Origin of the sequence: Marinobacter bryozoorum, from assembly GCF_023156245.1 — a bacterium.
Lineage (GTDB): Bacteria > Pseudomonadota > Gammaproteobacteria > Pseudomonadales > Oleiphilaceae > Marinobacter > Marinobacter bryozoorum.
Genome location: NZ_JAKZAH010000005.1, coordinates 128519 through 153272 on the forward strand (window position 1 = coordinate 128519; position 24754 = coordinate 153272).

Here is a 24754-nt window from a genome sequence, read left to right on the forward strand (position 1 = left end):
CAGGAGCTGACTTGAATCATCCAACCGACGAAAAGACCTCGCGACTCCACGCTACCCGCCATCTCCTGCACCCCCATCGGATAAGGGAGTCGGTGGCGCTGGCACCTCAGCCAGGGAAGAGGAACTCTGCCCTGGCGGGTTTGCAGGTTGCCATCACAGCGCTGATCGCGTTGCCGTTGATCCAGCTATCCCCGTTTTCACACCTCATCGGGTTCGCCTCACTGGGAACGCTGGTCGCGTTGTTCGGACGATTCGCACCACAAGCCCGACGCGGCTGGATTGTCTTCCTGTGCCTGGTCACACAAACTCTGACAGTTTTTACCATGTCACTGGTGGCCTGGGCCGGCACTCCCCTGGAACTCCAGCTTATCTTGCTGGCCCTGCTCTGTGGCCTGCTGTTCCACCTGGTCACCATAGCCGACTTTGGCCCACCCGGAGCGCTGATCTTTATCTTTGCTGCCAGCGTTTCCATGGGCTCCGTTGATTCGTTTGATCAGGTGCTCCAACGCACCGCTGCGACCGGCACAGCGGCAGCCCTGGCCTGGGTGATCTGTATGTTGACTGAAGCCTTCCGCCACCGAAACCCGGAGCCAGCTGAGACAAACCCGCCGCGCCGACCAACCAGCCATCAGATGATCGCCGTCAGCCGGATTATCGCCGGTGCGGCCATTGCAGCCTTTACCGTCTATGCAATCGGCGCACAGCACGCCGGGTGGGCTGCCATGGGCGCGGTTGCGGTACTGCAAGGGGCTCATTTGCACATCAATATGAGCCGGGCCTTGCAGCGCACCGTTGGCAACCTGGTGGGTGCCGTGCTGGTGGGTTTGTTGCTGACAGCAGAACCCTCGGTGTGGACCATCATCGTACTGGTTGCACTGCTGTCGTTTGGTACCGAAGCCATTATCGGTAGCAACTACGGACTGGGGCAGATACTGGTCACCCCCATGGCCCTGCTGATGATGTACCTCGCGGTACCAGATGCCGCCGGCGCCGACATGGTTCAGGAAAGGATACTGGATACCCTGGTCGGTGCCTTTATCGGGGTGATCCTTTCAGTAGTGTTCTCCACGCTGGATGACCGGGCCTACCTTGCCCGACACCATGAGAGCCGGGCAAGGCAACACCATCACCTCTGAGTGGGGGGTTCCGGCTGACGCTTTCTCAGGCCGACCACGAACACATAGAACAACGGCACAAAGAAGATTGCCAAAATCGTGGCCGCCAGAGTACCACCCACCACCGCCGTGCCAATGGCATGCTGGCTGGCACTGGAAGCCCCGCTGGCGATCGCCATGGGCAATACCCCGAAGATAAACGCCAGAGAGGTCATGATGATCGGCCGCAGGCGCAGACGCGCCGCTTCGGCGGTAGCTTGCAACAAGGGCTTACCTTCCTCCTCATAGAGCTGCCGCGCGAACTCTACGATCAGGATGGCATTCTTTGACGCCAGCCCCATGGTGGTCAGCATGCCTACCTGGAAGAACACATCATTGGAAAGGCCCCGAGCCATCGTGGCCAGCACGGCGCCCAGCACACCCAGCGGCACCAGCATGATCACCGCAAACGGGATCGACCAGCTTTCATACAGGGCCGCCAGGCACAGGAACACCACCAGGATCGACAACAGGTACAGCATCATGGCCTGGTTGCCGGCCTGCTTCTCCTCATAGGAGAGACCGGTGTACTCCAGGCCGATGCCCTGAGGTAATTCCGCGGCAACGCGCTCAAGGGCTTCCATGGCATCGCCGGTACTGTAACCGGGCGCCGGGCTACCCTGAATCTGCGCCGCCGGGACGCCCTGATAGCGCTGAAGGCGTGGCGAGCCATACACCCACTCACCGGTGGCAAAGGCGGCAAACGGCACCATCTCGACCTGGGCATTGCGCACGAACCACTTGTCGAAATCCTCTGGTGAAAGACGGGAATCCGGCTTGCCCTGCACATAGACCTTCTTCACCCGGCCATTATGCAGGAAGTCGTTCACATAGCTGGAACCCCAAGCCGCCGACATCGTGGCATTGACATCTGCAATGGACACCTGCAGCAAGCGGGCCTTCTCATCATCGATGGTAACCTGGTACTGGGGCTCGTCCGGCAAACCATTGTGGCGCACCATCATCAGCTCAGGGGCGGCATTGGCCTTGGCTACAAACTCCCCCATGGCTTCCATCAGGCGCAGGTGGCCAACGGCCCCATTGTCCTTGAGGTAGAGATCGAAACCGGTGGCATTGCCCAGCTCCAGAATGGCCGGCGGCACAATCGGGAACACCGTGGCGTCCTTGATTTGAGCGAAGCGAGAACCAGCCCGGTCTGCCAGCATAAACACACTTTTTGCAAAGTCCTTACGCTCAGCGAATGGCTTGAGATCCACGAACAGGATGCCAGAATTCTGACCACGGCCAGCGAAGTTGAAGCCTCGCACCGACTGAACGCTTTGCACCAGCTCGGCTTCGTCATTCAGCAGGTATTGCTCGGCTTCCGTCAGCACCGCCTCCGTGCGTTCGGCGGTGGCATTTGAGGGCAGCTGAACCATCACAATCATCACGCCCTGATCCTCATCAGGCAGGAACGCGGAGGGCAAACCGTTGAACAGGAAAGCCACACCAGCCACCATCAGCAGATACACGCCCATAAAACGGAATTTGCGTTTGATAAGGTAACTGACGCCGGACTTGTAGCGGTCTGCACTGCGATCGAAGGTACGGTTGAACCATCCGAAAAAGCCCTTCTTGCTGTGCTGGTCACCGGGTTTAAGCAACGTCGCACACAACGCCGGGGTAAAGATGAATGCGACCAGCACCGAGAACGACATAGCCGAGATAATCGTTACCGAGAACTGCCGGTATATAACCCCGGTTGATCCACCAAAGAACGCCATCGGGAGGAATACAGCCGAGATCACCAGACCAATACCCAGCAACGCGCCTGAGATCTGGTCCATAGACTTCTTCGCTGCCTCTTTGGGTGACAGCCCCTCCTCTTCCATCAGGCGCTCAACGTTTTCCACAACCACAATGGCATCGTCCACCAGCAGGCCAATGGCCAGCACCATGGCGAACATGGTCATCACGTTGATGGTAAAACCAAAGGCCTAGAGCACGCCAAAGGTGGCCAGTAAAACCACTGGCACGGCAAGCGTCGGAATGATGGTTGCCCGCCAGCTCTGCAGGAACAGGAACATCACCAGAAACACCAACACCACGGCCTCAACCAGGGTCATGGCGACGGTCTCTATCGATGCAGAGACTACCGGTGTCGTATCGTACGGCAGGACAATTTCCATACCCTCGGGCAGGAAGCGCTCCAGCTCGGCCAGGGTTGCCTTTACCCGCTCGGCCGTCTCCAGCTGGTTGGCGCCGGTAGCCAGGCGCAGAGCCATGCCTGCCGCAGGGGCGCCGTTGTATTTGCCGGTAATGGCGTAATTCTCATTGCCCAGGCTGATCTCGGCCACATCGGCAAGACGCACCTGGGCCCCGTCGGAACTGACCTTCAACAGGATATTCTCGAATTCTTCCGCGGTTTTCATACGCTGCGTGCCAATCACCGTGGCCTGCAACTGCACGCCCTCGGCCGTCGGCAAGCCGCCCAGCTGACCCGCCGACACCTGGACGTTCTGGGCACGTACGGCATTGATCACATCCTGCGGGGTCAGCTGATAGCTATTGAGCTTCTCCGGATCGAGCCACAGACGCATTGCATACTGCGACCCAAACAGCAGGAAATCACCCACGCCCTGGGTGCGGGCGATGGGGTCCTGGATATTGGAAACAATGTAGTCAGCCAGGTCTCCCTGGGTGTACTCGCCATTCTGGCTGGCCAGGGAAAACACCATGAAAAAATTCACCTTGAACTTGGACACACGGATGCCCTGACGCTGAACCTCTTCCGGCAGCAACGGGTTAGCCAGCTGTAACTTGTTCTGCACCTGCACCTGGGCAATGTCCGGATCGGTCCCCTGTTCAAAGGTGGCGATGATCTGCATGCTGCCGTCCGAGTTACTCTCCGAAGAGATATAGCGCAGGCCGTCAAGACCGTTCAGTTGCTGCTCGATCACCTGCACAACGGTATCCTGCACCGTCTGGGCAGAAGCGCCCGGGTAGTTGACCGACAGTGCGATAGCAGGCGGTGCCACGTCAGGGAACTGGTTGATGGCCAGGTTCTTGACGGCAAGACCGCCGCCTAGCATCAGCATCAGCGCAATAACCCAGGCAAAAATGGGCCGCTCAATAAAAAATCGGGGCATAGGACAGACTCCTTATCGTGCCTGGGCATCTAGTTCTTTGCGGATATCCACATTGCTGGCGGGTGCGGCCTGAACGGCAACACCGGGCGCCAGGCGCTGGATACCTTCAGTAACCACGATCTCACCATCCTGCAGGCCGCTGTTCACCAGCCAGGTGTTGCCCACCGTCCGTGCGGTTTCGATCGGACGCCGCTCCACAGTGTCCTCAGCAGTTACTACCCACACATTGGGCACGCCCCGGGTATCACGGGTGACTGCCTGCTGGGGCACGAGAATCGCGTCAGGGCGGGTACCCTCTTCCACCAGCGCCCGAACGAACATGCCGGGCAGGAGCTTGCCATCCGGGTTCGGGAACTCCGCCCGCAGGGTCACTGAGCCGGTGCCTTCATCCACCACCACTTCCGAGAACTTCAGCACCCCCTTGTGGCCATAGCCTTCGCCGTTCTCCAGCACCAGGGAAACCTCCACGTCATCGTTGATATCGGTTTCAATCAGCCCCCTTGCCACTGCGTTTTGCAGGTCCAGCAGACGCGTCACCGGTTGCACAATGTCCACATAGATCGGATCAAGCTGGGTGATGGTGGCCATGGCCTGTTGCTGGCCATTGGTGACCAGCGCCCCCTCACTAACGCGGGAGCGACTGATCTTGCCGGTAATGGGCGCCGTGACGCGGGTGTAGTCCAGGTTAATCCTCGATGCCTGGTATTCCGCCTCGGCGCTGCGCAGGGCGGCCAGGGCATCGTCGTACTGCTGCCGGCTGATCGAGCGGCTGCCTACGAGGTTCTCGTAGCGGCTTGCCAGGCTGCGGGCATTCACCAGGTTGGCGTTGGCACGGGCCAGCGCCGCCTGGTAGGTGGCGTCATCAATCTGGTAAAGCACAGCGCCTTGTTCCACCACACTGCCTTCGGTAAACAGGCGCTCTTCAATAATGCCGTTTACCTGGGGGCGAACCTCAGCGGTGCGCCAGGCCCTGGTCCGTCCAGGCAAGGAGGATGACAGGGCGAGAGGCTCACTGGTTACCTGGTAGACGCCAACCTGGGGCACGGGAGCTTGCTGTTGTGACTGCGAGTCCTGATTGCTACAGCCAGCCAACATCAGGGTTGCAGCAATCAGTGTGACCATCAGGCCGGTGCGGGAAATGGAGGTTGTCAGATTCACGCAAAGTGTCCCCGTAGACATACGTGTATTGAATCGCGGGATTGTACCCGCATTGCGATACAGTAAAAAGGCGGGGATTATACTGCGGCAAAGGCATTACAGGTGCTTGACACAGCGGCGGTGCCGTTCCGTAATGGGCCGCCATAGCCGATCGAAAACAGCAGGACTTCCATGAGCGCAACCACAAAGACGGAACCACAGGGGAGACAGTCAGGCATTCAGGTGATTGCCCGGGCAGCTGCCATTCTCAGAGAGTTGGGCGATCACCCGGACGGCCGCAGCCTGGCGGAATTAGGACGCGCCCTGGAACTGCCCCGCTCGACGATCCAGCGCATTATCGGTGCCCTGGAGACCGAGGGGTTTGTGGAAATGGTCAGCCACCATGGGGGGTATCGGCTAGGCCCGGAGCTTGGACGGCTGCTTTACCACACCCGTATTGACGCCATCACCGTCGTCCGCCCGTTACTGGAAAAACTCTGCCATGACGTCAACGAGACCGTGGCGTTTTGTGGCATTGAAAATAACCAGGTGCTGGTGATTGACCGGATCGTTGCGGAGCGGGCACTTCGGGTAGTGCCGGCCATGGGAGTGATGCACGTACCCTTTCACTCGACCTCTGTCGGCAAGGTCCTGCTGGCCACTATGAGCGATGAGAAAATTAGCGATCTACTGGCAGAAACCCTGCCAACCAAAGACAGGACCAAACAGCGCAAGGCCGCGCTGATGAAGGAAATCCATCAGATTCGCCGAACCGGCATCGCCGAAGACTACGAAGAGTACGCTGAAGAACTGGCCGCCTTTGCCGTCGCCCTGGATACGTACCTGGGGCCCTTCGCCGTCGCCATCCTGGCCCCTGCCAGCAGGGCAAGGGCACGGCGGCAGGAGTACGAAGAGCCACTGCGTGTGTTCAAAGCCAGGGTTGAAGAAAAAATTGGGCGTTGAGGCACAGAAACCCTCAATCCCATCGCGCCCGGGAGTAACTGAACACCGGCAGCGACAGCTTCCAGCGAATGGCAGACATCCGCAGTAACAAGCCAAGGCTGAACGCTGCCAGCAGGGTGATGTTTTCGCCCACTCCGTGGTCCAGAAGGACGAGATAGACCAGCGCCACCACCAGTGAGACACTGGCGTAGAGCTCATGGCGAAGCACCTGGGGAGTGCGGTTGCACATGATGTCCCGGATAATGCCGCCAAAAATCCCGGTGGTGATACCCGCCATGACCACCACGACTGTCTCATAGCCAAGCCTGAGGGCCACATTGCAGCCAATCACGGTAAAGGCCACCAGGCCAATGGCGTCAAGCACGAGAAACAGCTGATGAAGATGACGCATGAACCGGGCGATAACAATGGTTACCAGGCCGCCGGTAATCGTCATATAGATGTAGAGGGGGTGCTGGGTCCAGGTCACCGGGAAGTTACCCAGCAGGATATCCCGCACCGTGCCACCGCCCAAGGCGGTAAAAAAGGCAATCACGGCAACACCGAACAGATCCATGTTCCGCCGGCCGGCAGTCAGCGCTCCGGACATGGCTTCGGCGGTAATGGCAATCATATAGATAGAGGTCAGCACACAGCACTCCTGTGTTTCTGTGGCCTCTCCCCCTGTCCCTGATACCTGAGAGTTTACAGGGCCTGACCCTGCTTGCCCCTTCGGTGGACTGCTGTGCAGCCTCTCTCCAGACGGCGTTGAAAAATGCCCGCAGTACCTGTGCCTGAGCGTTTATGGGAGTTTGCGCCTTCGGCGGGACTGATCGTCCTCTCTCCTGCGGAAGCTGCGCATTATAAAGGTACCGACGCCGGGCGTCGAGTAGGCGCCTGTAACCTGTCCAACGGTCGAATTAACTGAACAACTCTGCCAAAAAGCACCGATCGCTTTCTGTTCGAAACAGCGCTAACTTAAGATAGCAAGCGAACAAAATCACCCAATGGCTCAAAAAGGAGATTTACGACCATGTCGCTCAAATTACAAACCATCATCTGCAGCACCCGCCCCGGGCGTATCGGCCCGTCCGTAGGCGAGTGGTTTCACCAGGTGGCCAGCACCCAAGGCGCATTCGACAGCGAACTGGTCGACCTGGCCAGCTTCAACCTTCCGATTTATGACGAACCCAACCACCCGCGCACCCAGAAGTACGAGCACGACCACACCCGGGCCTGGTCCGACAACGTAGCCAGTGCCGATGCCTATGTGTTCGTGATGCCGGAATACAACTTCAATCCGCCGCCCTCGTTCGTAAATGCCATTAACTACGTCTACAACGAATGGAACTACAAGCCCTGCGGCTTCGTCAGTTACGGTGGGGTATCCGGGGGCTTACGATCGGCCCAGGCCGCCAAGAACCTGGTGACCACGGTCAAGATGATGCCAATGGTGGAAAGCGTGATGGTGCAGATGCCCTGGGAAAGCCTGGCCGATAACGGCAGCTTTACCGCGGCCGATATGCATACCAGTTCAGCCAACGCCATGCTGGAAGAAATGGCCAAATGGGCCAAGGCGCTGAAAACCATGCGCTAAGGCTATACCCCGGCTATCGCCTGTGACAGGCGATAGCCGGGCCCGGATAACTTGGGCACCGAGTGGCCCGTCACCGCATCAGGAAGCTTTCTTCAGCTTCTTCTTCAGCGACTTGATCTTGGCCTCGTGCTTTGCAACCTTGGCCTTACGGGCATTGATCTTTTTCTTCAGGTTTTTCTCGGTTTTCTTGGACATAACTGCCTCCTGGGCATCAATGCGGCTAGTTTCCGGGCTTATGCTTCTTGATAAAGCCACGAATAAACTGCCTGATTTCGCGAGCGGCGCTGGTGTCCAGCTCTTCACACAACTCAATGAACTGCTCGCGCTCCGTACTGCTGATCCGAATCAGCAGCTGGCTATCTTTCTTGTTGGGCTTCACCTTTTTCGGTTTCACCTTTTTGGGACTATCAGTCACTGCGGATACTCCTGGTGCGGGTGAAGCTCATGGCTGAAAGATATTTACATTGTATATACGTTTTTAAGGAAAGCAAGGTGCATATCTTCGCGGTGATGAGCAGTGACAGCGACTCCCGCCGTGGTCATGCGAATTCTTGAGACTGGCCTGCCCGCGTTCGGCTTCGGGGAATACAAAATCCCGATGCCGAAAACAGGTAGCTTTGTTCACAACCCCAACCACTCCGCCAGCTGAAGATTGGTTTTCAGCCGCAGACGTTGCTGGAGCATGCCCTCAAAAACCGAGTCAACAGAACGACTCTCACCCAACAAAGGCAATGCGGCTTCGGCCTCGGCAAAGAACCGGGACTCGATGTCGGTTCCGAGAACCGCTCGTTCCCACCACTCAGTCACCCTTGGGCGGGCCTGTTTCAGCAAAGCATCGGAAGGCAACTTCTCAGACTTGGCGGCGTTTGCAGTCTGGGAGGCTGGCAATAGATTCCACAGGTCATTGTTGCTCCAGCGCGACCAGGGGAAACAATGATCAATGTCATACCGCTGCTGCGACAGGTTACGTGCTGTCCAGACGCACTTTACCCTGCCCTCCGCCAGTTGCTGCTCCACCAGCTTTCGCATCAGGGACGTATCCCGTCGACCTTCCGCCCATTGCAGCGCCTTGTGATAAGTCTCGGTGGAGTAACGCACCTCCCAGCCGGACATCAGGTTGACCCACTCGTTAACGATGGCGGGCTCCACCCAGCAGGCATAGCGGCTGAAGGTATCCCACAGCATGGCAGGCACCCGGAAGACACCGAACCGGGCCAGGGTCTGCCGGTCCAAAGTAACCGGCTCCTCACGAATACGCAGCCTGCTGGTCGCGCCGTCAAAAACAGGGCGATTGGTACCCGGCCAAGTGGTGTACCGGGCAGGGTTCTTGAGAATGTTGGCGGCCGCCTGCTTGATTGCACCCATAACCACGAGCGCATGCTCAGCAGAAAGGGACAATCCGGGCCGGAAGTCCAGCGGCGAAAGCTGCTCCAGGGCGTAAAAATCTTCGCCAGCGAAGCCATAACCTCTTGAGCCTGGGGCTTGCCGCAGCCTGTGGCGCAAGACCAGGGGATGATACTGCATCAGCCAGTACAGACCGACGGCCCCGAGCGGTAGCTCCACCCAGTCATCCGTCCGATTGATCACCAGCCCGGGCGCGCTATCCGCTAACCGGACCAGGGCGCGCAACAGTCCCAACTTGTAGGAAGAGGATTTGTCATCGTTAACGATGATATGCCGGAGCGTGGGCAGCGCCCCGGTGCCATCATCCGGCAGACGATAGACGGCGGTTTCCCACCACACTTCCGGCCGATCAAGCTGATCTGCCGCGGTCTCACCTGCCAGCGGCACGGGAACGACGGCACGGTGCCGGGCAAAGCTATCCAGCTCTGTCTTGCTGACCTCATGAAACACCCGTTCCCCATCGCCGGGACCGTGGCGCAGGGTGATAACCAAAGTGCCCGACGGTGCCAGCAACTCCGTCAGAATCCGGAACGCTCGTTCCCGGGAAGAGGGTGCAACGTGCATCCACACGGCCGATACGAGAATCAGGTCAAAGCGGTAGCTGAGCTTACGAATTTCCGCCAGATCAGGCAGGCTGTCTTCTACCCACTGGATGCTCTGATGAGCAGTAGCCACCACTCCCAGACGACGCAATTCAACCGCCGGCTCTACAGCGACAACATCCCAGCCACGCTCAGCCAGTGCCAGCGCGTCCCGACCACTGCCCGCACCGACATCCAGTGCCAGGCCGGAGCTTTTCTCCAACAAGGGGAGCCAGTCGCTGTGGACCTGTTCGAAGGTCAGGGACTGGTATTGATTGAAGAACTTTTCCGCGTTTTTGTTGTAGGAGGTGATGGGCATAGCGACGACGTTTCTGCCCGGTCCAGAATGAGTTATATCTAGTCTGGATTCCATTAAAGCGGCCCGAGCGCCTGCTTACAACTGCGGAAAGACAATAAGTGTCAGAGACAATTGGCAGTTTCTTCTGATCGGTCACCGTGAGCTAGTCAGGGGGCGCCAGCCGGCCAGCCCCATCTAGATATTTTACAAATCTTTTCAAACCGACGATGCCTTCCTGCACTGCAGTCACATCAATGCTGCTAAACTTCGTGAGCAACCTATAAAAACAAGGAGTAAGTCAGTGTCCAGCCGCCCGGAATATCTCGCCAGTGGTGAGGCAGCTCGCCTCATCCCAATCGTCCCGGATAGCTCCAGAGAGCAAAAATCAGCATCTGTTCTACTTGCCGGACTTCGATCCGTTCTCGAACTTCGACAGGCGCTCCTTAAGTCCGTTGGTGTGCGCGTGGGAAAGACCTCACAGCTTGAAGCCTGGACAGAGGTTGTGTTCAAAAATCATGACAAAAAAGCTCCCGCCCCCAAGGACCGGCCTGACGGCTTGTTAATCCTGAGAACTGGTAAACGGGAGTGGAAGGCGTTGATTGAGGCCAAAGTCGGGAATGACATCGTCAAAGAGGAACAGGTTTCCAAATATGTCCAGCAGGCCAAGGCGCACAATGTCGACGCGGTCATCACCATCACCAACCAATTCGCGGCCCTTCCAACACACCACCCCGTCAAGCTTTCGAAATCCGCCACCAAATCTGTAGACCTATATCACTGGTCCTGGGCTTTCATACGTACCCAGTGCCAACTGCTGCTAAAAAACGACGGCGTCGAAGACGAAGACCAAGTATTTATCCTCTCGGAGCTACTGCGTTACTTCGAAAGTGACCGCGCGGGCATCAGTAACTTCGACCAGATGAATAGCGAATGGAAGGATGTGGTCAACAAGGTGAAAAGCAACACACCACTATCTAAGAACAGTGACGAGGTGCAGAACACCGTATCGGCGTGGCATCAGGAGCAGCGGGACCTTTGCTTAATCATGGCCCGCCTTACTGGTAGCGAAGTAACCCTAAAATTGAAAAACCAACATCGCCTAGATGCTGCCAAACGAGTTAAGGACGATTCGGACGATTTCTGTAAGCATCAGATTCTCTACTGCGCGCTCAACGTGCCCAACGCCGCAGCGGACCTTGAGGTCACTGCAGACGTACAACGCCGGATGATCCACTGTTCCATGAAGCTCGCCGCTCCCAAAGACAAGAAAAGCACCAAAGCACGCGCGAACTGGCTGATCCGCCAGCTCAAGAAAGCGAACCCGGACCATATCTCCATCAAAGCGATTCGTCCTGGTGGAGCGCTGCCGACCCAGGAACCATTAAAGGATCTTCGCGATAACCCCGAACTCCTGGAATCGGACACCTCCAAGAGCACCGCAACTACCTTCGAAGTAGTGTACTCGCTCGACCTGGCTGGTAAATTCGGCGGACGAAAAGTCTTTATCGAGGAGCTGGAAAAGGCTGTTCCTCACTTTTACCAAGAGGCGGGGCAATGGATTCGGGCATGGACTCCCCCAGCCCCAAAAATTCAGCGAGACAACGAGCCAGAATTGGAACAGGAGCCCGAAATGGCAGGTAGTTCTGAGTGACAGCCCCCGGTTGGCAACTTGGCTTCACGAAATGTTGTAACTATCCTGGACTATCAGAAGCAGGACCCAGACGGAAGAAGCAGTATGGCAAATGGGACGAGCTGGAGTGAGAACGAAATTGCGGTAACTGTTGCCGACTATATGAAGATGCTGACTCTCGAACTCTCCGGTCAGCGCTACAACAAGGCCGCCCACAGGCGCACTCTTATCCAACTGCTGGATAACCGAAGCGAGGGTGCGATAGAGCTTAAACATCAGAACATCAGCGCGGTGCTTCGCGACCTGAACTGCGTGTGGATTCCCGGGTACAAGCCGCGCGGGAACTACCAGTCGTCCTTGGCACGGTATGTAGAAAACTGGATTAACACGCACCCCGAATTCGACCGGACGTCGCTGGCCGCTGTTGAACAGCCCGCCGTTGTACCAAACGAGATCGACTATCATCGTCTGATCGTAGACCCTCCCGCAATCTCCGATAAGGCCGGTGAGACCCCGGCAACCTATTCGCCTACCCGGCAAGCATCAAAACGAGATTATGTCGCTCGCGAAGCTCGCAACTCAGCACTTGGCAATGCTGGTGAGCTTTTAGTCATGCATTACGAGGAGTTCAGGCTGCGCCAGGCAGGTAAGACCACGCTGGCAGAACGTATCGAACATGTTTCAGATACCCAAGGCGACGGCCTTGGCTACGATGTCCTATCGTTTGACGTCTCCGGAAAAGAACGATTTATTGAGGTGAAAACTACGGCGTTCGCTAAGGAAACTCCCTTCTACGCATCGCGAAACGAGGTGACATTCTCTTCCGAGGCAAAAGATCAGTTTCACCTTTACCGGCTGTTTGAATTCCGCAAGTCACCCAAACTGTTTACGCTGCCAGGCAGGATCGACGATTACTGTGATCTGGACCCAGTCAGCTATATTTGTCGGTTTCGTTGATATTTTGGCAACGATGTCCGGTTCATCTCGGCTGATTTAGGGACGCGATTTCAGGGGACTAAAGGCGAACCACCACCGGAGGATTAACCGGCCGATACCGCTCATCGCAGGTACTGGCGTTGAAGAACCTCGTACCCTCGCGTTCATATTCGCCATAACCCTCGTGGATATGGCCATAGATATGAATCTGCGGCTTCACTCGCTGGACTCGTACCAGTAAATCCTCACAGCCAACGCTTTCATAACGCAGCCCCGAGTCTACCTCGTCCCCGATGCCATTGGGCGGGGTGTGGGTGATCAGCACGTTGGTATCTTGCGGAATCCGTTGCCAGTAGCGGTCGATGGCCTCACCCCGGTCCTGCATGAAGGCCCAGTCCATAAAGGTGGGCGACCAGGGTGAGCCCCAGAAGCGCACGCCTTCAATCTCGATTCCACTGTCTTCCAGGTAGGTGGCGTTGGTGAGTAATTCCCGAGCGTGGTCCGGCGCTTCCTGGAAGACCCAGTCGTGGTTGCCGGCGATGACGATCTTGTGGCGATGGGGCAGCGTGCCCAGCCAGTCGTTCAGGTCGGCCACATCGTCCAGCGTGCCGGCACCCAGGCAGTCGCCGGCGTGGATCAGTACGTCCCCATCCGGGATGTCGGGTATGCGGCGGTGCATGCTGTGGGTGTCGGAAATGCAGACGAGTTTCATGGGGTTCCTTTTGTCATTGGTTTTGGTGGTAAAACTAACTAGTTGCAATTATTCGCCAAATGTCTTGAACTTGCCTGGTTAAACCGAGGGAGTCCCGCGTATGTTGATTGCACTGGTTGCCATTTTCTCAGGGCTGGCACTGTTGGTTTGGAGTGCTGGCCGCTTTGTGGAAGGTGCCGCCATCACTGCGGGACATTTTGGCATGCCGCCCTTGCTGGTTGGTATGGTGGTGGTGGGGTTTGGTACCTCTGCGCCGGAAATGGTGGTGTCCGCCCTGGCGGCCACCCAGGGCAATCCAGGGCTGGCTCTGGGCAATGCCTATGGGTCCAACATCACGAACATTGCGCTGATACTGGGTATTACCGCTCTGATGGCTCCCATTGCGGTGCACTCCCAGGTCATGCGCAAAGAGCTTCCCATACTGATACTGGTCACTCTGTTTGCCGGGTGGCAGTTGTTCGATGGCATGCTAAGCCGGGTCGATGCCCTGATACTGATTGGCGTGTTTTTCGGGCTGCTGGGCTGGAGTATCTGGTCCGGGCTACGAAACCCTTCAGACCCTATGGCAAGCGAAGTCGCTACAGAGCTTGAGGTCCATGCCATGCCTGTCGGTAAAGCACTTTTCTGGCTGGTAGCAGGGTTGCTATTACTGGTCGTCAGCTCCCGCATTCTGGTCTGGGGCGCGGTGGATCTGGCGACCGCCTTTGGGGTGAGCGATCTGATTATCGGTCTGACCATCGTTGCAGTAGGCACCTCATTGCCGGAACTGGCATCCTCGGTTATTGCTGCCCGCAAAGGTGAGCACGACCTTGCCCTTGGTAACATTCTCGGTTCTAACCTGTTCAACACGTTGGCGGTGGTAGGCATCGCTGGCCTGATTTCGCCGATGGCCCTGTCCGACGAGGTGTTGGTACGGGACTTCCCGGTGATGATCGCGCTCACCGTGGTGCTCTTCGTTCTGGGCTATGGCTTCAGGGGGCCGGGGCGGATTAACCGGCTCGAAGGCGCAGCCTTGCTGGCCGCATTCGTTGCCTATACGCTTTACCTGGTAACCACGGCATTCTGATCCCTGTCGGTCATCCGGGCATGGTCCGTAAGGAACATTGCCCGGTAATGCCTTGGCCCCCTGCGATTAATCACATCGCACCTTGCCCAGCGAATCCTCCCTGCATCTCCGCCCTTCCTCGTCCTGCCAGTTCCCCAGCGAGTCCTTGCGCCAGGTTTTCTCGCCATCGGAGGACCGGTAGTTACCCAGGCTGTCTTTGCGGTAACGGGTACCGGTGCGGTCATCATTCCAGTGGCCCAGGGAATCTTTACGCAACGTGCCCCCTTCGCCAGAGTCACAGTTGTACTCCAGGTTGCCCAGGGCATTCTTCCGGTAGGTGCAGTTGTCCTGCGCCTGCAGTTCGGTGGTGACCGTCAGGGATATGGCCAATATTGTGAGTATCAGGGGGTAGCGCGCCACGGTGGATTCCTGCTGTTTCGGTGTTATTAACCCAGTGTAGCCATTTGAGCGACAGGGAGAGTCGCCAGGGATTGTGTTTTATCCCTCCCGCCCTGCCCCAGGTCCCGCCAAATTCATTTTTTCGCTTCCTTGCTGGAATCAGGGCCGGCATCTACGTTGTCAGATAGTGGGTATTTTTGGCTCTCTTCCATTTCGTGTGGAATCGGTCACCCCCCAAACCTCAAAAAATGAGGACATAACAATGAAAATGATCTCCCCTCTTAAAGCCATTACCACGGGCATAGCCATTGCCGGACTGGCAACTGCCGGCGCCACACATGCCACCGAACTCAGCTTTGCCTCCGGTACACCACTGAACTCCATGGGTGCCAAGGCGGTGTATGTTTTCGCAGATGCGGTTGAGGAGCACTCGGAAGGCGACGTTACCGTCAAGGCCTATATTCAGTCACTGCTCAGCTTTATGGAAACACCGGCTGGTTTGCGGGACGGCATGGCAGACCTGGGCACGGTACTGACACCCTATTTTCCGTCCGATTTCCCCAATACCATCATGCTCACAGAGCTGACCATGGCCCTTGAGCTTGACGATGTGGACGCCCAGGAGGCGGTGTTTGCTTTCACCGGTGCAGTGTCTGAATACGTGATGAACCATTGTCCTGACTGTCTGCAGGAGCACCATGACCGGAACCAGATATTCCTGGGGATCGCCAGTTCCTCGCCTTACGGTCTGTTCTGCAATGGTGCGATTACCAGCAAAGAGGATATGGAAGGGAAACGCATCCGTATTGGCGGCCCCCAGTGGTCACGGTGGGTCACGGCCATGGGCGGCTCCCCCGTGTCCATTCCGGTTAACGAAACCTACGAAGGGCTTGACCAGGGTGTGGTCGACTGTACGGCCCACAATCTGTCGGATTACCTCAACTTCAAGTTTATTGAGATCGCCAGCGACGTCACCATGGGGGTTCCTGGCGGCACGTTCGGCGGGGTTGGTACCAGCATGAATGCCGATGCCTGGAAAGGCCTGTCCGAGAAGGATCGTACATCGGTGCTGTATGGCGCCGCGACTATTTCCGCCGAGATAGCCAAGCTTTACCTGGAGGACCATGAAGAGGCCCTGAGGAGGATCGACGAGCAGCCGGAACTGACACTCCACGAGCCAGATGAAGAGTTCCGCCAGATGACCAGGGACTTTATCGAGCAGGACCTGAAGAGCGTGGCATCAAGCTACGCAGAGCGTTACGACGTGCAACAGGCCGAAACCAGGATGGAAGAATTCCAGCAAATGCTGGATGAGTGGGTCGATAAGGTTGAAGGCATCGAGACCCGGGAAGAGCTCCGCGACCTGTATTGGGAAGAGGTGTTCTCCAAGGTTGATGTCAGCTCCTACGGAATCTGAGTAACGTGCCCCGGTGCAATGCCGGGGCATGTAGCCCGCACTATCCTACCCAACGCGTGTCTCGGCCTGTTTATTCAGAACCCTCACCGGTCGCCGGCCCGTAATACTGAACCTGGTTCCGGCCGGCGTGCTTTGCCAGGTAAAGCGCTTTGTCTGCTTTTTCCAGCCACTGTTTCAGGCTTTCGCCACGGTTGTACTGCGCCACACCACAACTGGTGGTTATGGAGATTTGTTGACCGTCGTCGAGGGTGCACAGCAGCTTACCCACTGCCACACGAACACGCTCAGCCAGCGCTAACACCTGCTCTGAGTTGAGATGACGCACGGCCAAGGCAAATTCTTCTCCACCCAGGCGTCCAAACACATCGTCTTTTCTCAGAAGGTGGCTGATAGTCTGAGCGAAGGCTTTCAGCACTGCGTCGCCGGCATTGTGGCCGTAGGTATCGTTCACCTTTTTGAAGTGGTCGATATCCAGCATGATGACATACGGCGTAGCACTGCCCTCCTCCAGCCAGCCGGTTATCACCGACAACCAGGCGCCACGGTTTAAAACGCCGGTTAACGCATCAGTGCTGGCTAGCTGGGTCAGGTTGCGTTCAGTTTCAATATGGCTGCTTATGTCTGCAACGGCCAGGATGGCGCCTCGGTTTTCAGGGTCACCAAACGCCCGAACACTCAAACTCATGTGCAAGATGCGGCCACCTTTGTCCACCATGCGTTCTTTGTCCGCGCGGCTGCTCTCGCCGGTGACCAAGGTGTGGAGTGTCGGGCAAGGCCCGTCGTGCAGGCTGTGACCATCCGGGGTGACATGGCAAGTTTTGTGCAGGTCGCGGCCAATCAGCTCCGCTTCGGTCCAGCCCAGAAGCCGTTCACCTTCCGGGTTAATCCACTGCACCCGGCACTGTTGGTCTACCATCAATAACCCGTGGCCTGACATTTGTGTAACCACTTTCAACTGACGGTAGTTTTCTGCCAGCTCCCGCTGCATCTGCCGCTTGCGTGTGTTAGCGCGTCGCCATAGCGACAACAACGGGTAGGTTACAAACAGGCCGGAGGCCAGCCGAATGCCCGCTTTTTCGACAGAATCCATCTGGAGGACCGAGCAGGGTTCCCCCCTGGACCGTTGGGCCAGCAACAGTTCGGGAGACTCAACACGAGGACCCGAATAGCCGTGCCAGCGGTAGTTATAGCATTCGTCTTCCAGCTCGAATTGCCCCTGCTGAGTGCTGCGCACCTGCTTCCACAATGCCGGGTATCGAACCGAAAACAGACTGGAGGAATTATCAGTAAATGCCCAATCGGCGTCACCACCACCGGCTATCCAGCCTCCGGCATCGTCAAGCACCACCAGGTCGGTATCGCCCGGCAGCGCTGCTCGCAGGTGTTGCAACAGCTCGTTCGCCTTGGCATTGAGCACCACCAGGCCACTCTGTTCGCCATCCACGTATACGCTGGCGACCACCCGAACCATGGGTACAAAGGGAACTTCAATGCGGCCATTTTCAATATTGAGGTCAAAGCGGGACACAAACACGCTCCCCGCATCTCCGGCCAGGCCCGCTTTCACGTAGTCGCGATGGGTTTTAACCTGCAAACCCTCGGTGACCAGTTGCGGCTCACCATTGCGGTTGTTTACCCGGATCTGTTCAACGCCAAAACGGTCAATATAACGTAGCTGGTCATAGCCTGCTCTGAGGTCTGCGAGGTTCAGAAACGCTTGTTGCAAGGCAATTAAGCCCTCGGGAGACAGGTCGCTCATGTGCATATGCAACACCGGCGAGGCGGCAATCACATCGGCATCTCTTGTCAGCTGTTCCACATAGCTTTCTGCCATCAGCTGCATTAGCGCCAGGTTGCGGTTGGTGGCTACCTGTCTCAGCTCCCGATCTTTCTGATAGGTCGGGTATTGAGTGACAATAATGACGACTACAATGAGAACCAGCAGAGCGGAACATTGAAAAACCAGTGAATCTCGGGAAAACAAAGTCTGCATATTAAGAATGTCTATCAGTTTGGCGGGCTCTTGGTTATAAAGTTGACCTATGGCTGCGTTTTTGACAACTACCCATCCGGTATTTTGCAAGAATTTACCTGGTCACGAGGTCCGGGCAGTGGGCCCCTGTGCTGTAAGTGGGCTTGTGGCCTAACCTGAGTAAGGTGCTCTATGGGCGGGTGATCGCCATAAACCCCGATCAGCCACATCCGGCCTGGCGTAGGTTCTTCAGGAGCACTTTCAGGTCTATCGCCCCTAATTCCCACGACGGGGCTTTAAAAACCGTGTTCCGCCGGACTGTGAGTTCAACTGCCGAATGTCGGTAGGCACGCCATTCTCGTCCAGTTCCACCATGCCGATTCCCGCTGCATTCCATAGCCGCTCCCCGGCGTCACGGCCTTCGGGTTCCCGGGGGGTTATCCGCATGCGCCTGCGCTTGGTAAACCAGTTCAGTGGTGACCAGGGTGCGTAGAGCCAGCGATTGATCCGGTCCAGCCACTCCAGGAGCGTGTGGGGGAATTCGTTCTTGATACCGCTGCTGGTTATCTGCCAGATGGCTGGCCGGTCTGGCCTGTGGCGCAGGCGAACGTCGTAGGCGAAGGAATAGTGAACATCACCGGAAAGGATCACAAAGGTTTGCGGGGTTCGGGAGTGACGGAAGATGTTCAGTAGCACACTGGCAGCACCCCGGTGGGCCATCCAGTTTTCTGCGTCTACCACCAGGGGCTTGCCAAGGAAGGTAAAGACTCCCTGGATGGCTTCAATGAGTTTGACCCCGAAGATAGGTGCAGGCGTCACCACGATCACCGCCTTTTCATCCATGATTTCCTGCTGGAATTCAGTCAGGGCTTCCCAGTCAAGCAGGCCGGAGGGTCTGGCGCGGTTGAGCTCACTGCGCCAGCGATGGGTGCGGGTGTCCAGTACTACAATGCGCGGCGAGGTCTGCAGGTTGTAATGCCATTGCCCGAACTCCAGCAGGCGATCGATAAGCGGTTCCTGAAGAGAAGGGTCGTATTGGCCACTTCGGCCCGCCGATGTTGCCAGCTCCCGGATAGCGGGCATAACGTCATCGAAGGCATCGGGATTATTTCCCCACCCCTGGCACAACAGGTACGCAACCAGGGCATTGCCCACGATGCGGCGAGAAAACGGATGCTCGTAGGTTGTGGCTTCCCACAGGGCGGACAGGTTCCAGTCGTCCGTTACGTCATGGTCGTCGAAGATCATGTAGGTGGGCAGGTGCGCCAGCGCCCGGGATGCGCGGGGTAATCCGGCCACGAATTCGTCAATGGCGACCTGTTGCTGTCGGTAAGCCGCTTCATCATCCGGTGACAGTGCTGGCGGCTCCATCGTGACCAGGGGCCAGCATACCGGCGACCACACCAGCAGATACATGGCCATAACTTCGTTAAGCGAGATCAAGTGATTATGAGCACTGGCTGTGGTAAAGACGGGCTTTCTGACGCCACCGAAGAAACGTTCTACCAGCGCCTCGTTGCTATGAATATCCGGTAGCAACTTTTCCCGGTGAAAGTAGGTGTCCGGGTGCTCCCGCAGCGCTTTGCTATCGCTGACCGAACTCCCTGTGAGCACTTCATCATACAGGCCCAGGTGATCAACCAGGCTATGTATGGCCCGAAGCATGGGGCCGGCAACATCGTCGGCATAGATCTGGTCACCGGTCATCAACATCAGGGCCGGTCGTTTTGTGATGTCTTCCCCGGCTTCCAGCACTGTTTCATCGACCCTCACCAGGCCGTCGGCAGCGCTCGAATGAGGGCGCCGGCACGACCCATGGGCCAGCCGATCCACCCGCTCTTTAATGACGAAGTCTGGCCGGCTGGCGCCCGGCAGACAGAGGTACGGTGCCCACTCAGCAATCCAGGACTCATCATCTCGGCCGTTCCCGTCCGCTTGTGCAACGGATACACCCAGGTCGTACCCGATACGGGTGTTCGCCGGCAGGTCAGCATCAGGTTCAACGTCGATCAAATGCAGGTAAGCGAAGGTTCCGATCCGTATTCGGGTGACTTCCTTTTCGGTCAATACCCGATCAAGCCACGGCTCTCCTGAAGCCTCTTGATAGAGTCGCAGCCGCAAGGTCAGGGAACAGGAGCCCACCAGCCAGAAAGTAAGCCTGTTAAAGGTGGTGTGCCTTAGCAACGGTCCGGCCAACACCGGCGGCAGTGGTTGCTTCATCTGCTCGCTCATTTACGACTCCCGATTGCTCATTGCGGCTCAATTTCCTACGCTTGGCTTTTCCGAAGTGAGGACGACCTCCCCCATTCCGGGCTTTAATGACCAGGACGACCTGGCCCTGAGATGTTGGTGGCGTGAATGGCCTGGTTCTACCTTGTCGTTGCCGGGGCCCTTGAGGTGATCTGGGCCTTTTCCATGAAGCAGTCACTGGGCTTCACGCGGCTGGTGCCGTCTATTGTGACCATAATTACCATGCTCGCCAGCTTCTGGCTGCTGGCCGTTGCCATGCGGACTATCCCGTTGGGAAGTGCCTATACGATCTGGACGGGCATCGGCGCCGTCGGCGCCTTCCTCGCTGGCGTTGTTTTCCTGTCGGAGCCGGTGAACCCGATGCGAATTGTTGCAGCGATTCTGATCGTGTCTGGCCTGGTGTTGATGAAGCTGTCGAGTTCGTGAGATGTAGCGTAAACACGATCGCTGCTATCATCCGAGCTGCAGTATACGCCACTTGGTCTGGCCATCAGCGCCTGGATTAGTATTCCCTGGATGATGGTGACACAGTGGTGCACCCTGACAAAACTCGGGCCTTAAAATGTCAAAGAAAGAATGCCCGGCAAGACGAGAATCGATGATATGCGTATTCAAGAGGTCATAGATGAAGCGAGCGCCTTACCTGTTGATGAACGAGCGCACGTTATTGAGTCCCTGCTCCAAAGCCTGAATCCGACCGAGGTCGATATTGACGAGAAATGGGCCGAGGTTGCGCAAGCCCGACTTGCCGAACTGGAGTCTGGTGAAAGTGAAGCCATTCCCGGTGAAGATGTGTTCAACAAAGTCAGGAGCAGGCTGAAAAAGTAACGGAATATACTTTTCACCCCGCAGCGGAAGCGGAACTCAATGAGGAGGCATGACCAAGGACCGGATCCTGAGCGTGCTGCGCCCTCACATGTTCTTCGATGACCAGCAAAGCCACCTCCAATCCGCCGGGGGGAATATTTCCATGGTGCATATTTCGTTCAGGGTGGCGAACGGTAATGCCACGCCCGGCCCCGGTGCACATTTTCCATAGTGCGCCATTGTCGGACATTGTCCGGTGGTGACAATGCCTGACAAAGCCTCACTGTTTTAGCCAACCCGCTGTATAACCATCACTTTCTTGATGTGGCATACAACCTGCTGATACCGGACCAGATACCTGACCGGAGCATCACTATGGGCGCCACGATTTCCCTCGACTACATCACCCACCGTTTCAGCCGCGGGGCGGCACCAACCCTGGAGAAGATCGAAAACCGGATCGAACCCGGTGAGATGGTCGCGCTGATCGGCCGCAGTGGCTGTGGCAAGTCCACCCTGCTGCACATGCTGGCGGGCCTGCTGATTCCCTCTGAAGGCTGCGTCCGCGTCAACGGCCACCAGGTTTCCCGGCCCAGCGCCAAGTGGAACATGATGTTCCAGAAGGCCTCGCTCTACCCCTGGATGAGCGTGCGGGAGAACGCGGCGCTCGGGCTGCTGTTCTCCGGCATGGCCAAGGCAGAAGCCTTCAGCCGGGTGGACGAACTGCTGGAGATGCTGGGCCTCCATGACAAGCGGGACGTCAATGTGCAGAGCCTCTCTGGGGGTCAGCAACAGCGCGTTGCACTGGCACGCTCGCTGGCAACCGATCCGGAAATCCTGCTGCTGGACGAGCCCTTTTCCGCACTGGACGCCTTCACCCGCACCGCCCTGCAGGAAGAGGTTCCCGCTATCTGCCGTGACCTGGACATCACCATGGTCATCGTTACCCACGACATCGATGAGGCCATCGCCATGGCGGATCGCGTCATGATCATGTCCCAGAACCCCGGCCGCATCGTGGGCGAGCTGGATGTGGAATTACCCTGGCCCCGCCGGCACATGGACGCGGGCTTCCAGTCCCTGCGCGACCAGCTGATGACCCAGTTCAAGGAGACCGATGACGGACTGGCCGGCCGTAAGGCCATCACTGAAACCACCGATGACGACGCCGAAAACGCCGCCTGAGACTCTGCCTGAATCATTGAGGTCCTGACCATGAAGAAGCCAAGAAGCAAGCAAAGCAATATCCCCGCCGATGAGCTGGCCTATCTGCAGAAACACGAGATGAGCCGGCGTGACTTCCTGCTGGACAGCCTGGCCGCCGGCGGCCTGGCGGCCGGGTTCGGCCTGACCGCCAGCGCCTCCGCCTGGGGCAGCATGCAGGCGCCCGAGGACGAAGTGGTGCGTATCGGTTACCTGCCGATTACCGATGCCACGGTTTTGCTGGTCGCCCATGCCATGGGCTATTTCGAGGATGAAGGCCTGAAAACCGAGCCGCCGACCCTGATCCGGGGCTGGTCACCGCTGGTGGAAGGCTTTGCCGCCGCCAAGTTCAACCTGGTGCACCTGCTCAAGCCGATCCCCGTCTGGATGCGCTACAACAACGGTTTCCCGGTCAAGATCATGGCCTGGGCCCACCTGAACGGCTCCGGCCTGGTGGTGGGTCGACACACGAATGTGGAGAGCTTTGCCGAACTGGGTGGCAAGCAGATCGCCGTGCCCTACTGGTACTCCATGCACAATATTGTGCTGCAGATGGGCCTGCGCCACGCAGGCCTGACGCCAGTGATTAAATCCCAGGGGGACACGCTGGCACCCAACGAAGTCAACCTGCAGATCATGCCCCCACCGGACATGCCCCCGGCCCTGGCCGCGCGCAAGATCGACGCGTTTATCGTGGCTGAGCCGTTCAACGCCGTTGGCGAGATGCTGGCGGGTGGCAAGATGCTGCGCTTCACCGGCGACATGTGGAAAAACCACCCCTGCTGCGTGGTCTGCATGAATGAGAACCAGGTGAACGCCAACCCGGAGTGGAGTCAGAAAGTGATGAACGCCATCGTCCGGGCGCAGATCTATTCGCAGCAGAACAAGGCGGAAGTGGCCCGCATGCTGTCGAAGGATGGCAAGGGCTACCTGCCCATGAAAGCTGACATTGTCGAACGGGCAATGACCCTTTACGACGAGGACAGCTACGCCACACCGGACGCCATCCAGAACCCGCAATGGGGCAGCGGACGGATCGACTTCCAGCCCTGGCCCTACCCCTCCGCCACCCGGCTGATCGTCAATGAACTGAAAAACACACTGGTGGGTGGCGATACCACCTTCCTGCAAGACCTGGACGCGGACTTTGTTGCCGATGACCTGGTGGATTACAGCTTTGTGAAAGCCGCAATGGAGAAGCACACCGGCTGGCAGCAGGGCCCCGGGTTCAACGCCGATAACCCGTTCGAACGGGAGGAGGCCATCAAGCTATGAGTACTCAGACAACACAGGCACTCAGCGGTACCAGCGGGGCGCAGGTCAACCTCGCCCCTGTCATCAGCTGGCTGGCGGCGCTTCGCTACCCGGCCATTGGCATTACAACGCTCCTCGCCCTGTGGTGGCTGGGGGGCTACGTGGTGGCCAATGACCCGGACATGTGGGCCTTCGCCAACTTCGCCCCGGCGCCTACCTTCAGCGCCCTCTACGACCTGGTGGCCAGTGGAGACATCTGGCCCACCATCGTCTCAAGCCTGTACCGGGTCCTGATTGGCCTGTTCTGGGGCGTGGTTATCGGCGTCCCTGTCGGGGTGCTGATCGGCTACGTGGGCACCGCGATGAAGATCGCCAACGTGCCGTTCCAGTTCCTGCGCATGATCAGCCCCCTGGCCTGGATGCCGATTGCGGTGCTGGCCTTTGCCACCTGGGACGCTGCGATCATCTTCCTGCTGGTGATGGCCACCGTATGGCCGATCATGTTCTCCACCGCCCACGGCGTGCGCCGCATCGACCCGAACTGGTTCAAGGTGGCGAAGAACCTCGGCGCCTCCGGCCCGCAGATGCTGCGACGGATCATCCTTCCAGCCATCATGACCGATGTCATGGCCGGCATCCGGCTTGCCGTGGGTGTGGCCTGGGTGGTGCTGGTGCCCGCGGAATACCTGGGGGTGACCAGCGGTCTAGGGTACGCCATCAATGATGCCCGGGACACCCTGGCCTACGACACACTGGCAGCGATTGTCCTTGTCATCGGACTCATAGGCTACGGGCTGGACACGATTTGCGGCCTGCTCATAAAGCGCTTCAACTGGCATGTCGAATAGCCAGTGCCCGGATTCCCGTTCCTGCAACAAGCCTGCTCCCTGAGCAGGCTTTTGTCGTTGCCTAGTCAGGAGAATGAAA

20 protein-coding genes, 2 pseudogenes and 2 riboswitches are annotated in these 24754 nt (G+C 57.8%); of the genes and pseudogenes, 13 read left to right on the forward strand and 9 right to left on the reverse strand.

Annotation, left to right across the window (positions count from 1 at the left end; all coding sequences use genetic code 11):
- The first annotated feature begins 11 nt into the window (after nucleotides 1–11).
- Entirely contained in the window at nucleotides 12–1136 is a 1125-nt protein-coding gene (locus MLC59_RS04810) for an FUSC family protein (RefSeq protein WP_248231384.1), read from the forward strand.
- Here MLC59_RS04810 and MLC59_RS04815 read toward each other — a convergent pair.
- Nucleotides 1127–4243: pseudogene (locus tag MLC59_RS04815) on the reverse strand (efflux RND transporter permease subunit). The gene MLC59_RS04810 and the pseudogene MLC59_RS04815 sit on opposite strands and share 10 nt — an antisense overlap.
- 12 nt (nucleotides 4244–4255) lie before the next feature.
- On the reverse strand, nucleotides 4256–5365 hold the full coding sequence (locus MLC59_RS04820) for an efflux RND transporter periplasmic adaptor subunit (protein WP_248231481.1): 1110 nt from the start codon (nucleotides 5363–5365) through the stop codon (nucleotides 4256–4258).
- A 207-nt stretch (nucleotides 5366–5572) separates the two neighbouring features.
- Between MLC59_RS04820 and MLC59_RS04825 the strand changes: the two genes are divergently transcribed.
- Nucleotides 5573–6343 carry an IclR family transcriptional regulator gene (locus MLC59_RS04825; RefSeq protein WP_248231387.1) on the forward strand — a complete coding sequence of 257 codons (771 nt, stop codon included), beginning with the start codon at nucleotides 5573–5575 and terminating at the stop codon, nucleotides 6341–6343.
- Between the two features lie 13 nt (nucleotides 6344–6356).
- Here the strand turns inward: MLC59_RS04825 and MLC59_RS04830 are convergent, their stop codons facing one another.
- Nucleotides 6357–6956, reverse strand: coding sequence for a trimeric intracellular cation channel family protein (locus MLC59_RS04830; RefSeq protein ID WP_282450855.1), 600 nt, complete (start codon nucleotides 6954–6956; stop codon nucleotides 6357–6359).
- Between the two features lie 40 nt (nucleotides 6957–6996).
- A riboswitch (glycine riboswitch) is annotated at nucleotides 6997–7094 on the reverse strand.
- A riboswitch (glycine riboswitch) is annotated at nucleotides 7095–7180 on the reverse strand.
- A 175-nt stretch (nucleotides 7181–7355) separates the two neighbouring features.
- On the opposite strand from MLC59_RS04830, the gene MLC59_RS04835 reads away from it, so the two are divergent.
- Nucleotides 7356–7919: an NADPH-dependent FMN reductase gene (locus tag MLC59_RS04835; protein ID WP_248231393.1), complete on the forward strand. Its 564-nt coding sequence runs from the start codon at nucleotides 7356–7358 to the stop codon at nucleotides 7917–7919.
- Nucleotides 7920–8139: 220 nt separating this feature from the next.
- Here the strand turns inward: MLC59_RS04835 and MLC59_RS04840 are convergent, their stop codons facing one another.
- Complete coding sequence (locus tag MLC59_RS04840) at nucleotides 8140–8334, reverse strand: hypothetical protein (RefSeq protein WP_248231395.1); 195 nt, start codon at nucleotides 8332–8334, stop codon at nucleotides 8140–8142.
- A gap of 206 nt (nucleotides 8335–8540) precedes the next feature.
- On the reverse strand, nucleotides 8541–10223 hold the full coding sequence (locus MLC59_RS04845; protein WP_248231396.1) for a class I SAM-dependent methyltransferase: 1683 nt from the start codon (nucleotides 10221–10223) through the stop codon (nucleotides 8541–8543).
- A gap of 280 nt (nucleotides 10224–10503) precedes the next feature.
- Here MLC59_RS04845 and MLC59_RS04850 point away from each other — a divergent pair, with 280 nt between their 5' ends.
- Nucleotides 10504–11853 carry a hypothetical protein gene (locus tag MLC59_RS04850; protein ID WP_248231399.1) on the forward strand — a complete coding sequence of 450 codons (1350 nt, stop codon included), beginning with the start codon at nucleotides 10504–10506 and terminating at the stop codon, nucleotides 11851–11853.
- A gap of 84 nt (nucleotides 11854–11937) precedes the next feature.
- Nucleotides 11938–12789: a protein NO VEIN domain-containing protein gene (locus MLC59_RS04855; protein ID WP_248231402.1), complete on the forward strand. Its 852-nt coding sequence runs from the start codon at nucleotides 11938–11940 to the stop codon at nucleotides 12787–12789.
- Between the two features lie 58 nt (nucleotides 12790–12847).
- On the opposite strand, the gene MLC59_RS04860 is transcribed toward MLC59_RS04855, so the two are convergent.
- The gene (locus MLC59_RS04860) at nucleotides 12848–13480 is read right to left on the reverse strand and encodes a metallophosphatase domain-containing protein (RefSeq protein ID WP_248231403.1); all 633 of its coding nucleotides are present in this window, start codon (nucleotides 13478–13480) and stop codon (nucleotides 12848–12850) included.
- Nucleotides 13481–13580: 100 nt separating this feature from the next.
- Between MLC59_RS04860 and MLC59_RS04865 the strand changes: the two genes are divergently transcribed.
- Nucleotides 13581–14546 (forward strand): calcium/sodium antiporter, encoded by a 966-nt coding sequence (locus tag MLC59_RS04865; protein WP_248231404.1) that lies wholly within the window; start codon nucleotides 13581–13583, stop codon nucleotides 14544–14546.
- A gap of 66 nt (nucleotides 14547–14612) precedes the next feature.
- Here MLC59_RS04865 and MLC59_RS04870 read toward each other — a convergent pair whose 3' ends face one another.
- Entirely contained in the window at nucleotides 14613–14945 is a 333-nt protein-coding gene (locus MLC59_RS04870; RefSeq protein WP_248231408.1) for a hypothetical protein, read from the reverse strand.
- Nucleotides 14946–15186: 241 nt separating this feature from the next.
- On the opposite strand from MLC59_RS04870, the gene MLC59_RS04875 reads away from it, so the two are divergent.
- Nucleotides 15187–16341 carry a C4-dicarboxylate TRAP transporter substrate-binding protein gene (locus MLC59_RS04875; protein WP_248231409.1) on the forward strand — a complete coding sequence of 385 codons (1155 nt, stop codon included), beginning with the start codon at nucleotides 15187–15189 and terminating at the stop codon, nucleotides 16339–16341.
- A 70-nt stretch (nucleotides 16342–16411) separates the two neighbouring features.
- Here MLC59_RS04875 and MLC59_RS04880 read toward each other — a convergent pair whose 3' ends face one another.
- Both MLC59_RS04880 and MLC59_RS04885 read right to left on the reverse strand, forming a co-directional pair.
- Entirely contained in the window at nucleotides 16412–18334 is a 1923-nt protein-coding gene (locus MLC59_RS04880; protein WP_248231410.1) for a sensor domain-containing diguanylate cyclase, read from the reverse strand.
- A gap of 255 nt (nucleotides 18335–18589) precedes the next feature.
- A complete protein-coding gene (locus tag MLC59_RS04885; RefSeq protein WP_248231415.1) occupies nucleotides 18590–20545 on the reverse strand; it encodes an alkaline phosphatase D family protein in 1956 nt (651 codons plus the stop codon).
- Between the two features lie 126 nt (nucleotides 20546–20671).
- On the opposite strand from MLC59_RS04885, the gene MLC59_RS04890 reads away from it, so the two are divergent.
- The 6 genes and pseudogenes from MLC59_RS04890 (at nucleotide 20672) to MLC59_RS04915 (ending at nucleotide 24675) form a co-directional block, all read left to right on the forward strand.
- The gene (locus MLC59_RS04890) at nucleotides 20672–20989 is read left to right on the forward strand and encodes a DMT family transporter (protein WP_248231417.1); all 318 of its coding nucleotides are present in this window, start codon (nucleotides 20672–20674) and stop codon (nucleotides 20987–20989) included.
- Nucleotides 20990–21166: 177 nt separating this feature from the next.
- Nucleotides 21167–21391, forward strand: coding sequence for an addiction module protein (locus MLC59_RS04895; protein WP_248231420.1), 225 nt, complete (start codon nucleotides 21167–21169; stop codon nucleotides 21389–21391).
- A 43-nt stretch (nucleotides 21392–21434) separates the two neighbouring features.
- Nucleotides 21435–21602, forward strand: a pseudogene (locus tag MLC59_RS04900) (5'-nucleotidase); the annotation flags it as partial.
- 143 nt (nucleotides 21603–21745) lie between these two features.
- Nucleotides 21746–22555: an ABC transporter ATP-binding protein gene (locus MLC59_RS04905; RefSeq protein WP_248231421.1), complete on the forward strand. Its 810-nt coding sequence runs from the start codon at nucleotides 21746–21748 to the stop codon at nucleotides 22553–22555.
- Nucleotides 22556–22585: 30 nt separating this feature from the next.
- A complete protein-coding gene (locus tag MLC59_RS04910) occupies nucleotides 22586–23848 on the forward strand; it encodes an ABC transporter substrate-binding protein (protein WP_248231423.1) in 1263 nt (420 codons plus the stop codon).
- Nucleotides 23845–24675: an ABC transporter permease gene (locus tag MLC59_RS04915; RefSeq protein ID WP_248231424.1), complete on the forward strand. Its 831-nt coding sequence runs from the start codon at nucleotides 23845–23847 to the stop codon at nucleotides 24673–24675. Before MLC59_RS04910 ends, MLC59_RS04915 begins: the two co-directional genes overlap by 4 nt.
- The last annotated feature ends 79 nt before the right edge of the window (nucleotides 24676–24754 follow it).